Annotated in this window: 9 protein-coding genes; 6 read left to right on the top strand and 3 right to left on the bottom strand. The window is 59.4% G+C overall.

The window, feature by feature from the left end; genetic code table 11:
- The first annotated feature begins 381 nt into the window (after nucleotides 1–381).
- On the top strand, nucleotides 382–2838 hold the full coding sequence (locus L0U79_RS02535) for a GH92 family glycosyl hydrolase (protein WP_233840320.1): 2457 nt from the start codon (nucleotides 382–384) through the stop codon (nucleotides 2836–2838).
- A 567-nt stretch (nucleotides 2839–3405) separates the two neighbouring features.
- Here the strand turns inward: L0U79_RS02535 and L0U79_RS02530 are convergent.
- A complete protein-coding gene (locus L0U79_RS02530; protein WP_233840319.1) occupies nucleotides 3406–3675 on the bottom strand; it encodes a hypothetical protein in 270 nt (89 codons plus the stop codon).
- Nucleotides 3676–4463: 788 nt separating this feature from the next.
- Between L0U79_RS02530 and L0U79_RS02525 the strand changes: the two genes are divergently transcribed.
- The gene (locus tag L0U79_RS02525; RefSeq protein WP_233840318.1) at nucleotides 4464–7565 is read left to right on the top strand and encodes a TonB-dependent receptor; all 3102 of its coding nucleotides are present in this window, start codon (nucleotides 4464–4466) and stop codon (nucleotides 7563–7565) included.
- Nucleotides 7566–7811: 246 nt separating this feature from the next.
- Here the strand turns inward: L0U79_RS02525 and L0U79_RS02520 are convergent, their stop codons facing one another.
- Entirely contained in the window at nucleotides 7812–8834 is a 1023-nt protein-coding gene (locus L0U79_RS02520) for an AraC family transcriptional regulator (RefSeq protein ID WP_233840317.1), read from the bottom strand.
- A gap of 239 nt (nucleotides 8835–9073) precedes the next feature.
- Between L0U79_RS02520 and baeS the strand changes: the two genes are divergently transcribed.
- From baeS to L0U79_RS02500, 4 genes are read left to right on the top strand one after another with little or no spacing between them, the layout of a single operon-like run.
- Complete coding sequence (baeS, locus tag L0U79_RS02515; RefSeq protein WP_255682353.1) at nucleotides 9074–10585, top strand: sensor histidine kinase efflux regulator BaeS; 1512 nt, start codon at nucleotides 9074–9076, stop codon at nucleotides 10583–10585.
- A 1-nt stretch (nucleotide 10586) separates the two neighbouring features.
- The gene (locus L0U79_RS02510) at nucleotides 10587–11276 is read left to right on the top strand and encodes a response regulator (protein WP_233840315.1); all 690 of its coding nucleotides are present in this window, start codon (nucleotides 10587–10589) and stop codon (nucleotides 11274–11276) included.
- Between the two features lie 46 nt (nucleotides 11277–11322).
- On the top strand, nucleotides 11323–12903 hold the full coding sequence (locus L0U79_RS02505; RefSeq protein WP_233840314.1) for an FAD-dependent monooxygenase: 1581 nt from the start codon (nucleotides 11323–11325) through the stop codon (nucleotides 12901–12903).
- A gap of 14 nt (nucleotides 12904–12917) precedes the next feature.
- Nucleotides 12918–13457, top strand: a complete 540-nt coding sequence (locus L0U79_RS02500; protein ID WP_233840313.1) for a hypothetical protein — start codon at nucleotides 12918–12920, stop codon at nucleotides 13455–13457.
- Nucleotides 13458–13464: 7 nt separating this feature from the next.
- On the opposite strand, the gene bla is transcribed toward L0U79_RS02500, so the two are convergent.
- On the bottom strand, nucleotides 13465–14334 hold the full coding sequence (bla, locus tag L0U79_RS02495; RefSeq protein ID WP_233840312.1) for a class A beta-lactamase: 870 nt from the start codon (nucleotides 14332–14334) through the stop codon (nucleotides 13465–13467).
- Nucleotides 14335–14378 lie beyond the last annotated feature (44 nt).

Genomic DNA, 14378 nt, shown 5'->3' with positions numbered 1-14378 from the left:
TGCACATAACGTTCACAACCGGCGCAAGGTTGCACACAGATTCGTGATGGCTTTGTGACGATCCTGGCGCTGCTTGTGGAAGTGCGACGCAGTTAGCCAATAGAGGCGATGGGCGCAACAAATAGCGGCACGCATACGAATTGCGCAACGCAGCAATAGTTGAAATAAATGTATTTAAATCAATATTTTACACGTGACGCAGAAAAATTTGGATCGAGACAAATTTTTCGTTTACAGTCGCATCACGGACGATGGCCCCCACACGGTTGTTCGCTCCGCTGGGTTGAGTGCGTGTTGTAACGGCCGAATCGTTTTCCCTTGGGCTTGCTGCAAGCGCTCTCCGTTATCGACTTTAGAAGAGCATTCCCGGGAGAGAACAACATGGTGTCACGTCGACGGTTCCTGCAAGGTTTGGGAACGATGGCTGCGCTTGGCAGTCCCTTGCCTGCGTTGGCGAAGTTGGCCGAAGGTACTGGCGCTGCGAAACGCGCGGTGGGCGTTGCTGGTAAAGCGGGCGGTGTGTCGCGCTATGTGGATGTGTTTGTCGGCACGGGCGGTCACGGTCATATGTATCCGGGTGCGTCGATGCCGTTCGGCATGATGCAGTTGAGTCCGGATACGAACGATGCCGGTTGGGATGCGTCGTCCGGTTATCACCAGGCCGACGGTTCGATCATGGGTTTCTCGCACACGCATTTGAGCGGCACGGGCGCGGCCGACATGTTGGATGTGTTGGTGATGCCGGCGCAGGGCGAGGTGTTGTTGCAGCCGGGCGATCGCGGTTTGCCGGATGTGAATTATCGCTCGCGCTTTGATGGCGCGGCCGGTCCCGGCCCGCATCTTACCGAACACAATCATGCGACGCCGGGTCACGGTTATCGTTCGCGCTATTCGCAGGAGCATGCGCGTCCCGGTTATTACAACGTGCATCTCACCGATCACAATATTCGCGCGGAACTTACCGCGACGTTGCGCGCGGGTTTGCATCGCTACACGTTCCACGGCACCGGCAGCGGACATTTGCTGGTCGATTTCGCGCACGGTTTCCACGACGATTACAAAACGCCGTGCAAAGTGACCGATGCGCAGTTGAAGCTGGTCGGTAACGATACGTTGGTCGGCACGCGCCGCGTGCATCAATGGGCGAATGGACGTTACATCTATTTCGCGATGAAGGTATCGCGTCCGTTCTCGCAGGCGACGTTGTATTCCGAAGACGTTGCAGCGCCCAGCGGCACGGGCGAGATCAAGGGCACGCATTTGAAGGCCGCACTGCATATCGACGATGTCGCGCATCAGCCGGTGTTGGTGAAGGTCGGTATTTCCGGCGTGGATATCGAAGGCGCGCTACGCAATCTGGAAACGGAAATCCCCGATTGGGATTTCGAAAAAGTGCAGCAGGATGCCGCCGATGCGTGGGAGCACGAGCTCAGCCGCATTCGCGTGAATACCGCGTCGGAACGCACACTGCGCGTGTTCTACAGCTCGCTGTATCACACCATGCTCGCGCCGACGTTGTTTAGTGATGTGGATGGTCGTTATCGCGGCATGGATCTGGGCATTCATCAATTGCCAGACGGCCAGCACAACTACAGCACGTATTCATTGTGGGACACGTACCGCGCGCTGCATCCGCTGTTTACGCTGTATCAGGCCGATCGCGTGCCGGATCTGGTGAACGGCCTGGTGCGCATGGCCGAAGAAAGCCCGCAAGGCCCGCCGATTTGGCCGCTGCAAGGCGTGGAGACCGGTTGCATGATCGGTTACCACTCCGCCGTGGTGTTGGCCGAAGCGCAGGCCAAAGGATTTACCGGCATCGATTTTGCGCGCGCGTGGCCGATCTATCGCAAGCGCGCGATGGAAGACGATTTCCTCGGCCTGCCCTATTACCGCAAGATGGGTTACATCCCCAGCGACAAAGAACCGGAGGCCACCAGCAAAACGCTGGAATACGCCTACGACGATTGGGCCGTATCGCATATGGCCGACGCCGCGGGCGACAAGGCGCTGGCCGACACATTGCGCAAGCGCTCGCGCAACTATCGCAATGTGTTCGATACGAAGATGAACTTCGTGCGTCCGCGCGGCGAAAATGGTCAGTGGCTAGAGCCGTTCGATCCGCGCGGCATGGGTCACTCCAAAGAGTGGCGCGATTTCACCGAGTCCAATTCGTGGCAGGCGACGTTCCTTAATCAGCACGATCTGTACGCGTACATGGGTTTGTTCGGCAGCCAGGATGTCTTCGAGCGCAAACTCGACGAGTTGTTCACCACCGATCCCAAGCTGCCGTCGGATGCGCCGCCGGATATCGCCGGCATGGTGGGCCAGTACGCGCACGGTAACGAGCCGAGCCATCACGTGGCGTATCTCTACGCGTACACCGGCGCGCATTACAAAACGCAGTCGCGCGTGCGCATGTTGATGGACACGATGTATCCACCGGAACCGGATGGTTTGGCCGGCAACGAAGATTGCGGCCAGATGAGCGCGTGGTATGTGATGAGCGCGCTGGGCTTGTACGCGGTCGATCCGGTCAGCACGAATTATGTGTTCGGCAGTCCGATTTTGGATCACGCGGAGATCGCGCTGGGCGGCGATCGCAAGCTCGCCATTCGCACCGTCAACAACGGCGCGAATCGTCCGTACATTCAATCGGTAACGTGGAACGGCAAGCCGTGGACGCGCAGCTGGATCAGCCACGCGGATCTCGCGGCCGGCGGCACGCTGGAATTCCATATGTCCGAAACCCCGAATATGGCCTTCGGCGCCTCAGCGAACGATCGACCGCCCTCTTTCGGTCAATCGGCGAGCGATGTCGTGTCGCTCGCCGCAAGCTAATAAAAACGCAAAACACGATGTGACATGACTTCAGCCCGGTGCGATTCGCGGTCGCACCGGGTTTCTTCATTTTTTCTCCACGATTGCGCCGTTGCGCCATACGAATGGACGTCCAAATTGTCGACGCGGGCCAGTTGCTTGGTAATTGAGGCCAGAGCGTCGTTTTTACATTTTTGGGAGCGAACTTAGTCGCACACTGTGTGCACTAAGTCTTGCATCGCTGTGGGGCGGTGCAAGGTGACGCGAACCCAGCGCGTCATCATTGGGTCTGTTTCCTGCCATCCCTCCCAATGGGAAATGACCCTTCGAAGCCCCGACAACCTGTCCCCGGTTGTCGGGGCTTCATTCTTTTTTGTGGCCTGCCTTTTTTGCGCCGACGTCCGCGCTAGCTGCGATATCTCAAACCACCTCACCGTCGTCCCGGCGAAAGCCGGACGTAGCGCGAAGCGCGGAGAACGCCCGAAGGACGGCCCCGAAGGGGTGAGCGAAGCGAATCACCCAGTGTCTTTTGCTTTTCAGAAATGCAAAGTCGCTGGGTCCCGGCTTTCGCCGGGACGACGAGCAAGATCAGTGCGGTTGCAAGTGACTCGTCAGCGGCGTGATGTGCTCCGCAACATTCAACACCTCACGAATCTGACAACTCAAATCCGCAAACAAATGTCCCAAGGTCACGCGGCGAATCGTCACTAAGGAATCGTCATCCGGATCAATGGGCGCGACGTTGCAAAACTGCGCCAGCAAAAACATCCGGTCTCGAGCCTCGCACAGTTGGTCGTAATCGCCTTGGGACAGCACATAGCCTCCCTCGGAGGGAAGATCGATCAAGAAGTTTTTCATCGGCTTTAGTCCAAACGCGTAGGTCGCGCCACACATTGCGCGTGGCGCGAAGGGCTACAGGAAAAATCCTGCCTATGTAGAGGGGTTTTCTTACTGAGACTCTACTAGTGCCCACTTAGGCCCGACGCCGTCCAGTAGGAGCGGCGATGAAGCAGGGTGGTAATCGGCAAGGCGGGAACGTGCCAAGGCACGCGTGCCGTATGATCGGAAATAACCATGATCAACTCTCTGTAAGTTGGTGGTGGCCAGCGGATCGTTTGGGTTGCTGCCCAGGCGATCCGCGCTGCTTCATTCATGTCGGGCGTGTCTGCGTCATCTAAGCCGGATGGGCACGCCCGACTTTTGAACCTTCGCATAAGTGCGGCGTGGGTTTCTGTCAGTGCATGCGGACAAAGTGGTGTCGGTAATGCCGACGTTTGGTTGTGCCCGCTCTTCGCTCGTCATTCCAGCGAATGCTGGAATCCAGCGCCTTTGACGCATTTAAAGTCACTGGATTCCAGCTTTCGCTGGAATAACGGTGAGGCGGTTGGAACAATCAGGATGCGTTGTGTCGCTCTTACACTTTTGAGTTCGTCAAAGACGAAAACGTCGAAGACTCCCCCACAACTTGTCGCACAAGGCCAACAACTTGTGCCCACAGGCCAAACGCATCGCAGCACGCATCACGTATCGCTGCACGCGCGCTAATGTGAAAAAAACATTCGCGTAACAGGAACGTTTTTTCAGAACTTCCCGCTGGGTCATGCCCGGCGCGGCTCACTACGGCTCTTTGTTGGGGAGAATTTTCGATGCATCGTCATGACAATAAAAACCTTCGCTATAAGAAGGTGGCGTGGGCGATTACGCTCGCATTTGCAATGGGAACCGGTGGCGCGTTCGCACAGAACACGGCGGGTTCGATTTACGGCACGGCCGATCCGGGTGCGCAGGTGTCGGTGGTCAACGAAGGCAACGGTTCTACGCGCACGGCGAGCGTGGGTAACGACGGTCGCTTTCAATTCAATTCGTTGCTGCCGGGCAAGTATCAAGTGAACCTGGTGGAAAGCGGCAAGAACGCGAGCCAGGAAGTCACCGTGCTGGCCGGCGAAGGCGCCAGCGTGAATCTGGCGACCGCAGCGACCGCTGCAAAGAACCTCAGCACGATCAGCGTGACGGCGAATTCGATGACCACCATCGATGTGTCGTCCGCGCAAACCAATACGGTGCTGACGGCGGAGCAAATCAAGGAACTGCCGATCGCCAAGAATGTGTCGGCGGTGGCGTTGCTTACGCCGGGCGCGGTGAAAGGCGATGCGGCGTTCGGTAATTTGATCTCGTTCGGCGGCGCGTCGGTGGCCGAGAACGCGTACTACGTGAACGGATTCAACGTCACCAATCAATTCGATTCGCTGAGCTTTTCGCAGGTGCCGTTCGAAGCGATCGATCAGGAATCGGTGCAAGACGGCGGCTACGGCGCCGAATATGGCAACGCGACCGGCGGCGTGGTGTCAGTCACCACCAAGCGCGGCACCAACGAATGGAAAGGCGGCGTGGATATCACGTGGAACCCCGCCGAAACCATGGCGAGCGAGCCGGATGTGTATTTGAACAACGGCAATATGTCGTATTCCGCGCGCGGCAACAAAAACGCCAGCATCGGCAATAGCGGTTCGTGGAATCCCGTCGACTTCACCTCGCGCTGGAACGCGTGGGTGGGCGGTCCGCTGATCAAAGACAAGTTGTTCGTGTTTGCGTTGGTGAGCCAGACGAAGACCGATTCGGATTACTACAACCCCGTCACGCAGGCCGGCAGCGGCGGCTATCAACAGCAGACGGAGAAAGATCCGTACTGGATGTTGAAGATGGATTGGAACATCAACGACAGCAACATCCTCGAATACACCGGCTTCAACGATACGCGTCACTACAGCACCGACGTGTATTACTCAGGTTTCACCGCCGACGACACGCCGTATCACTACGGTTACCAAGGCGTGGTGAAGACCAAGTACGGCGGCCAGAACAATATTCTGAAATACACCAGCTACATCACGGACGATTTGACGCTTACCGCGCAGTACGGCGAGAACAAGAACAAGCGCTACAACACCGCGACGTCGGCGGATGGCACGGTGGAAAACTACGACGGCCTGATCACCAACGAAGCGTCCGGTTGTCCGGTGATCGTCGACGATCGCAACCCGGTGCTGGCCGGCACCACGTCGCCCTACTCGCATTGCAACTTTGTGCCGGGCAGTTTCCTTACCGCGTCGGACAGCGAAGACAGCCGCAAATCGTTCCGTCTCGATCTGGAGTGGAAAATCGGCGATCACGACATCACCGGTGGCTGGTCGCGCGATGTGACCACCTCGCAATACGGTCAGGCGTATGAAGGCGGCGCGCTGTGGGAATACTTGCCGTACAGCTCGACATCCAACGGCAACGCCGACGAGAACTATGTCGAGAAGGTGGTGTTCAACACTGGCGCCAAGGTCAGCGTGACGCAGCGTGCGGAATATCTGCAGGACAATTGGCACATCACCGACAATTTCCTTGCGCGCATCGGCGTGCGCAACGATCAATTCAATAACAAAAACGCGACTGGCGAAACGTTTGTGCGCCAGGATCACAACTTGCAACCGCGCATGGGTTTTGCGTGGGACGTGCACGGCGATTCCACGCTGAAGATCTACGGCAGCGCCGGCGATTATTCGTTGCCGATCGATGCGGGCGTGGCGGTGCGCGGCGCGGCGGCGTCGATCTACAGCTATCAGGCTTTCAGCTATACCAGCGTCGACCCGTCCACCGGCGCACCGTTGGGATTGACGGCGCTGGGGCCGGTCGCTTACGCGAACGCCGAAGGCGGCGTGGCGCCGGCCGCATCGTCGTATGCGCCGTCGGGATTGAAGCCGTTCAAGCAGCGCGAATTTATTCTCGGTGCGCAACAGCAGTGGAACGATTGGACGCTTGGCGTGAAGGGCATCGTGCGTCATGTGTTGACGGGTTTGGATGACGAGTGCGATTTCCGCCCGATCGCCAAGTACGCCGATGATGTCTACGGTTTTGATTACTCCACCACCTCGCTGAGCCCCGCGCTCAACAACGGCGGCGCTGTGGCGTCCACGCTCAACGGCTGCTTTATCAACAACCCCGGCAGCGGCGCGGTGTTGTATCTGCCGCTCGATCCGAACAATCCGAGCAAGCTGTACAAGGTGGCGTTGAGCAGCGCGGATATCGGCGAGCCGGCGTACAAGCGCAACTACTACGCGTTGGAATTCACCGCCGCACGTAACTTCGGTAATAAGTTCTACCTCAATATGTCGTACACGCTGGCGCGCTCCTACGGCAATACCGAGGGCTTGGTGGATTCCAATATCGGTCAGGCCGATACCGGCACGTCCGAACTGTTCGACTACCCCGAGATCATGCTCGGCAACAACGGCAACCAGACCAACGACCATCGCCATACGCTGAAGGCTTACGGTGCGTGGCGCGTTACGGATGAGTGGCAGGTCGGCGCAAACTTGGTTGGCCAGACCGGACGTCCGAAGAACTGCTACGGCGATGCGCCGATCGATTCGGAAATCGGCGGTTACGGTTCCACTGGCGGTTCGCCGTATATGTATTGCTATATCGACGGGGTAGGCACTTACGTGGCGCGCGGTTCGGCGGGCATCACGCCGACGCTGTGGCAGCTCGATCTGAGCGGTTCGTATCACCCGCACTGGATGAAGGGTTTGACGTTGCGCGCCACGGTGTTCAACGTGTTCAACAAGCACACGGTGCTGACGGTCAACGAGAACGAGAACGCCAACAACGGTGCGTCGTTGTATCTCAACACCACGTATCTCACGGCTACGGGTTATCAGGCGCCGCGGTATTTGCAGTTGAATGCTGAGTACGACTTCTGATGATGGGGATCGGCCCCTCTCGTTGTGAGAGGGGCTGGTCTATAAGAGGTGGTTGATCGCAAACGATTCATGGCAAAAAAGGCCGCAGGATGCGGCCTTCTTTTTTTGAGTCGAGTGTTAGATAGAGATGTTGAACACCGCCGATTCGTCGCCCCGGCGAAAGCCGGGGCCCAGCGACTTTAGATCGCCAAAGACACTGGGCCCCGGCTTTCGCCGGGGCGACGGACATTTGGGTACTTGTGGCAATTAAGTGCCCGTGGAGAGCAACCGCGCCCGATACCGACTCGGCGATTCCCCCATCCACCGACGAAACGCCCGCGTCAAATTTGCCGGATCGGCATAACCCATGCGCACCGCAATCTCATCCATGCGAAGCACCGGATTGAGCACATCGCGCAACACGGCATCCTTGCGCGCATCGTCCACCAGTCCACGAAAGTTCAAATCCAGGCGCTGCAATTTGCGCTTGAGCGTTCGGCTGGACATGCAAAGCATCTTGCTGGTTTGTTCGATGCTCGGATAGCCCGTGCGTTCGTGACTTTGCAACAAATCCATCACGCGGATCACCAGGTCGTCGCTGCGACGCAAGCGCACGCGTTCGCGTTCGCATTGCGTGGTGATGTGGCGGAGCGTGGATGCGTTGGCGTTGCCGAGCGGAAGATTCAGGTCTTCCGCCGGAAAACGGATTTGGCACAAACCGGTTTCGAAGCGCGAGGCGACGATGCGTTTGCGGTAGCGCGCGTGGTGCAGCGGTTCCACGCCGCGATGCCAGATTTCCATGCCGGGAAGCAGGCGTTGCGACAGTTGCTCGCACAAGCGTGTGGTCATGGTGACGAGGCGATCCACTGCGCAGAAGCGCATCGGCGCGCGTGGGGCCAGATCGTGTACGAGCACTTCCGCAAAGCCGTCGCGTTCGCCGAGACGGAGATTGAACGTGGTGGTGCGCAGGTCCAGAAAGTCGCACCAAAGCTGCAAGGCGTCGCGCAACGTGGCGCAACTCATCAATCCGTAACCGAGCATGCCGTGCCAGGTGAGCGTGCTGTGCAGGCCGATCTGATAGCCGATGCCCGGATCGTTGGTCAGACGTACGGCGTTGGTGAGCAGAAGCGCGTCTTGCTGCGTGGTCAATCGTCCGTTGTCCAGCAGTTGCTCGGCGTGGATGCCGGTGCCGGCAAGCGCCTGTTCGCGCGAGATGCCCTGTTGTTCCAAGAGGTGAATCAGGGCGATGGCGTATTCGATATGTACGTCGTCTTTATATAGCTTGTGCATGCGGCTGCCCTACGAAGTGCATCGGGGTGGATGTGTCGTGATGTCGGCACGGCGTGAGCCCACACGCCTTGCGTTGCTACCGACTCGGCGGACGCCGGGGGATGGCGCCGCACAAGGCCACCTTGGACGAGAACTGTGCAGGAAATTTGGAGATTCCATGGATTCGCCGCCTATCGCTTGAAACCTGAGCGCAGACCGGCGCTAATGACCATTGGGACCCCACAACACCCACCTATTTCATGCGACCTGGGCTTACTGCCAAGCTTTTTCTTGCCATGCTCGCTGTGGCCGTTTTCGCCGTGCTGGCGATGGGCGTGGCTGCGCGCATCAGTTTCAATCACGGCTTTCTGGGCTATCTGTCCGAGCAGGAAAGCGAGCGCATGGAGAGCGTGGCCACTTCGCTGGCGAGCGCGTATCGCGAGCATGGCAATTGGGATTTTCTGCGCGACAACCCGCGCGCGTGGTTTGAGATCATGCGGCCCGGTCATTTCGCCGGCATGCCGCCGCCGCGCGGCGTCGCCGATGGCGGACCGTTCGGTCAGCCGCCGCCGAACGATGCCGGAGGGCCTCCGGATCAGGGCAATGGTCCGCCGCCCGATGGTCACGGACCGCCGGCGCCGGGTGGAATGATGGGTCCGACGTCGCTAACCGAACTCACCGGCACCGATTTTCGCTTCGCATTGCTGGATGCGCAGAATCAGTTGCTGTTCGGCAGCCCGACGGTGGTATCGGGCGCGCATTCGCTCAAGCATGCCATTCAAGTCAACGGACAAACCGTCGGTTGGCTGATGATGTTGCCGCTTCGCGATGTCACTGAAGTAGGCGATGTGCGTTTTCAGCACGGGCAATACAGCGCCACCTGGATCATCGGCATCGCAGCCTTGTTGCTGGCGGCGCTGATTGCAAGCTGGTTGGCGCGCACGTTGCTGACGCCGGTGCATCGCATCGCCAAGGCGACGCATGCGTTGGCCAAGGGCGATTACGGTTCGCGCGTGGAGACGCAGTCGCACGATGAGCTTGGCCAGTTAGCGCGCGATTTCAATCAACTGGCGGTGGTGCTGGAAACGAACGAGCGGGCGCGGCGGCAATTCGTGGCGGATATCTCGCACGAATTGCGCACGCCACTGTCGATTATTCGCGGCGAACTCGAAGCGCTGGAAGACGGCGTGCGCCGCTTCGATCGCGATGCCATCGTATCGTTGCAGAGCGAAGTGAAGCTGCTCAGCAAACTGATCGACGATTTGTATCAGCTATCGCTCGCCGATGTTGGCAGCATGATCTACCGCAAAGTGGACGTGGATCTGCGCAAGTTGTTGGAGAGCGTGGCCGATACGTATCGCGAACGGCTGCGTCGCGCGGATATCGATCTGCAAGTAAATCTGCCCGCGCTGCCGGTGCTGGTGCAGGCGGACGAAGCGCGTTTGCATCAGTTGTTCGTCAACCTGTTCGAAAACAGCGCGCGCTATACGGATGCAGGCGGCATGCTGCGCGTGGTGTGTAGATCGATGTCCGACAGCGTGATCGTGGACCTGATGGATTCCGCACCGGGCGTGGAGCCGTCGACGTTGTCGCGCCTGTTCGAGCGTTTCTATCGCGCGGAAGGCTCGCGCAATCGCGCCAGTGGCGGCACGGGCCTGGGGTTGGCGATCTGTCGCACCATTGTGGAAACGCATGGCGGCACCATCGAAGCGCATCCTTCGCCTTTGGGTGGGTTGTGGGTGATGATCCGTTTGCCCATCGAGAACGCGTGACATGGAAACGACGACGCCGTTGGCGCGCATCCTGATCGTGGAAGACGAACCCAAGCTGGCCGCGTTGGTGGGCGATTATCTGCGTGCGGGCGGCTACGAATCGGAGTGGGTCTCCGACGGGCGCGAGGCGATTGCCAAGATCAAAACGTATGCGCCCGACCTCGTGTTGCTGGATTTGATGCTGCCGGGGCGCGACGGTTTGGATATCTGCCGCGAGCTGCGCAGCTTCAGCGACATACCGATCATCATGTTGACCGCGCGCGTGGAAGAAATCGATCGTTTGCTTGGGCTGGAACTTGGCGCGGACGACTACATCTGCAAGCCCTTTAGTCCGCGCGAAGTGGTGGCGCGGGTGAAGGCGATTTTGCGTCGCGCACGCAGCAACGCCATCGATACCGTCAACGCATCGCTGCGCATCGACGAGGCCACGCACAATGCCGTGTTCCATGGCATTTCGCTCGAACTGACGCCGGTGGAATTTCGTCTGCTCAAGACATTGGCGGCCAATCCGGGTCGAGTTTTTTCGCGCGACCGGCTGCTGGACAACCTTTATCTGGATCACCGCGTTGTCACAGACCGCACGGTCGACAGCCATATCAAGAACTTGCGTCGCAAATTGGAGCAGGCGTCGCCGGGACAAGATCCGATCCGCTCGATCTATGGAGTAGGCTACAAGCTGGAAATCGAGTGACGATAGCGGCGCCGCCGGCGCCGCCTGTCATCGCGAGGTACAGGACATGCGTAGCGACGTTCTGATCGCAGGAGCGGGGCCTACTGGCCTGGTGCTGGCATTGTGGTTGACCAAGCTTGGCATCCACGTTCACCTCTTCGACAAAACCTCCGAGCCGGGCACCACATCGCGCGCGTTGGCGGTGCAAGCGCGTACGCTAGAACTGTATCGACAACTCGATCTGGCTGACGCCGTGGTGGCGAACGCGCATCGCGTTCCCGCCGTCAATTTGTGGGTGAAGGGCGAGCGCAAAGCACGCGTGGAATTCGAGTCGCTCGGTTCGGATCTCACGCCGTTTCCCTTCTTGACCATCTTTCCGCAGGATCAGCACGAGCGGTTGCTGATCGCGCGGTTGCAAGAGCTAGGCGTAACCGTGCATCGGCAAACCGAGTTGTTGCGCTTTACCGACGAGGGCGAGCGCGTGGTCGCGACATTGCGCGGCCCCGATGGCAAAGAGCAAACGTGGGAAGCGGCTTATCTGGCCGGTTGCGACGGCGCGCGTTCGTTGGTGCGCGAAACGATCGGCACGGGTTTTCCGGGCGGCACGTACAAGCAGGTGTTTTATGTGGCCGACGTGGACGCATCCGGCCCGGCGCTGGATGGCGAGTTTCAAATGGATTTGGACGAGGCTGATTTTCTCGGCGTTTTTCCGCTGTCCGGCGAAGGTCGCGCGCGCTTGATCGGCACGGTGCGCGACGAACGCGCCGAACATGCCGAGACGCTGAAGTTCGAAGACGTGAGCGCGCGCGCGATCGAGCATTTGAAAGTGACGGTGCATAAGGTGAACTGGTTTTCCACCTATCGCGTGCACCATCGCGTGACTGAACATTTCCGCAAGGGACGCGTGTTTCTACTCGGCGATGCGGCGCATATTCACAGCCCGGCCGGCGGTCAAGGCATGAATACCGGCATTGGCGATGCGATCAATCTCGCCTGGAAGCTGGCCGCCGTGGTGACGGGGCAAGCGCCCGATCGCCTGCTCGACAGTTACGAAGCCGAACGCATCGTTTTTGCGCGCCGGCTGGTCGCCACCACCGATCGCGTGTTTACGTTTGTCACATCCGATGGTCCGATTGCCGAAATCGTGCGCACGCGCATGGCGCCATTCGTGTTTCCGGCCGTGATGCGTATTGAGCGCGCGCGCGAGTTTCTGTTTCGCACCGTGTCGCAAATCACGCTCAATTATCGCGAGGGTCCGCTGAGCTCGGGCTCGGCCGGCGTCGTGCACGGCGGCGACCGTCTGCCCTGGGTGAGAACCGCAACCGGCGATAACTTTTCCAGCCTGGCATCGATGACATGGCAGGTGCACGTATATGGCGAAGCGAACGCGACCTTGCGTGACTGGTGCGCCGAACGCGACATTTCGTTGCAGGTATTCGATTGGCGTGCGGACTACGAAGCGGCCGGTTTTGCGCGCAACGCGCTGTACCTGATTCGGCCCGATACCTATGTCGCACTGGCGGAAACCTCGGGTTTTCCTGACGCCGTAGACAACTATTTTACTTCCCGAGGCATTAAGCTTCGCGCATCGCGCGCGATGTCTTCTCCACGATCCGATGCCGTGGCGCGTACAGGGGAAAATCGGTGAATCCAGAAGAATCCATGCGCACCAAACGGTCCGCGTCGGCACGCGACGATGCCATCGGCACGACGATGAAAGCGGCGAGCGTCGCCGCCGCCATCGGCGGCTGGGCGGTGGGCATGTATACCGGTGTGATTTTGCTATGGCCGTTGATCGCGACGGCGGCGGTGTGGGCCGCGGGCAAAATGCTTTTCGGCGAGGCGCGACAGGCCATCTTGCCGTCGTTCTGCGTGCAAGCCGGACACTTTGCGTGGTTTGTAATTGGCATGCTGTTGACCGGCCAGTACCTTTCGCCCGCGTTGTTCGACGCGACGTGGCTAGCGATCGGCCTGGTGTGGTTGTGGATGAAACCCGGCAAAGCGGCGCTGTGTTTTCTCGGCGTCTATCAGTTGATCTCTCTGCCCTACGATGCGTTGCGGTTTTCCGAGGCGGCCTGGGGCACCGCGGCCAACAAGGCCTTGCTGGTGCACATCATCTGGCACGTGCTGGCGGTGTTTTACATGGCGTGGCTGTATTACCGGATGACCAAGCCGCCGTCGGAAAACGATTCGTACGTGTGAACCATCGTTAGAGCGTAGCGACGATGCGACCGACTTCCGCCAGCACCGCGCTGCGGCCGTCGCTGTCTTTTTCAGTGTTTTCGTAATACGCCGCGATCAGCAGCGGTTTGCGTGCCGGCGGCCACATGATGGCGACATCGTTGTTCTGCGTTACGCCGCTACCGGTTTTTTCGCCGACGCGCCAATCCGCGGGAACGCCCGCGCGCACCAATTTCTTGCCGGTGCTGGTGGCGAGCATCCATGCGGTCAATTGCTGGCGGGACGCGTCGGAAAGCCCATGATTGAGCATCAAGGTTTGCAGATTCGACAGCATGGCGCGCGGCGTGGTGGTGTCGCTGACGCCACCGGGCGTGGGTCGGTTGAGTTCCGGCTCGATGCGATCCAGGCGCGTGATCGTGTCGCCCAGTTGTCGGGCGAAATTCGTCACCACCGATGGACCGCCCAGATGCGCCATCAACACATTGGCGGCCGTGTTGTCGCTAAGCGACACCGCCGCGCTGCAGAGTTCGGCGATCGTCATGCCGGGCGGACCGACATGCTGGCTGGTGATGGGCGCGTATTCGAGTACGGTGTTCTGGTCGAAGACAAGGCGACGGTCGAGCTGCTCTTGTCCGTGGTCCACGCGCGATAGCACCGCCGCCGCAAGCAGCATCTTGAACGTGCTGCATAAGAGAAAGCGTTCGTCCGCGCGGTGACCCGCGTGTTGTCCGGTGCCCGTGTCCAGAATCGCGACGCCGAGTCGGCCGCCGTAACGACGTTCCAGCGCCGCCAATTGCACATCGGCCTTTGTCGCACCGGCCGCGAACAATAACGATGGGCGAAGACTCAGCGCCGCCGCGCCTGCCGCCATGCCTTTGAGTACATCCCGACGATCCATGCTGAAGTCACCTTGCTTACGTGTGCACATCGTGCGCGAGCTTT

It is taken from the genome of Dyella sp. 2HG41-7 (genome assembly GCF_021390675.1).
Classification (GTDB): domain Bacteria; phylum Pseudomonadota; class Gammaproteobacteria; order Xanthomonadales; family Rhodanobacteraceae; genus Dyella_B.
The sequence above is the reverse complement of the archived record's forward strand: the minus strand, read 5'-3'. Positions and strand labels throughout refer to the sequence as shown.

Coding starts and splice junctions, on each gene's coding strand:
- L0U79_RS02500 (WP_233840313.1), top strand. CDS start 12,918: ATGCGCACCAAACGGTCCGCGTCGGCACGCGACGATGCCATCGGCACG.
- L0U79_RS02530 (WP_233840319.1), bottom strand. CDS start 3,675: ATGAAAAACTTCTTGATCGATCTTCCCTCCGAGGGAGGCTATGTGCTG.
- bla (WP_233840312.1), bottom strand. CDS start 14,334: ATGGATCGTCGGGATGTACTCAAAGGCATGGCGGCAGGCGCGGCGGCG.
- L0U79_RS02520 (WP_233840317.1), bottom strand. CDS start 8,834: ATGCACAAGCTATATAAAGACGACGTACATATCGAATACGCCATCGCC.
- L0U79_RS02525 (WP_233840318.1), top strand. CDS start 4,464: ATGCATCGTCATGACAATAAAAACCTTCGCTATAAGAAGGTGGCGTGG.
- baeS (WP_255682353.1), top strand. CDS start 9,074: ATGCGACCTGGGCTTACTGCCAAGCTTTTTCTTGCCATGCTCGCTGTG.
- L0U79_RS02510 (WP_233840315.1), top strand. CDS start 10,587: ATGGAAACGACGACGCCGTTGGCGCGCATCCTGATCGTGGAAGACGAA.
- L0U79_RS02535 (WP_233840320.1), top strand. CDS start 382: ATGGTGTCACGTCGACGGTTCCTGCAAGGTTTGGGAACGATGGCTGCG.
- L0U79_RS02505 (WP_233840314.1), top strand. CDS start 11,323: ATGCGTAGCGACGTTCTGATCGCAGGAGCGGGGCCTACTGGCCTGGTG.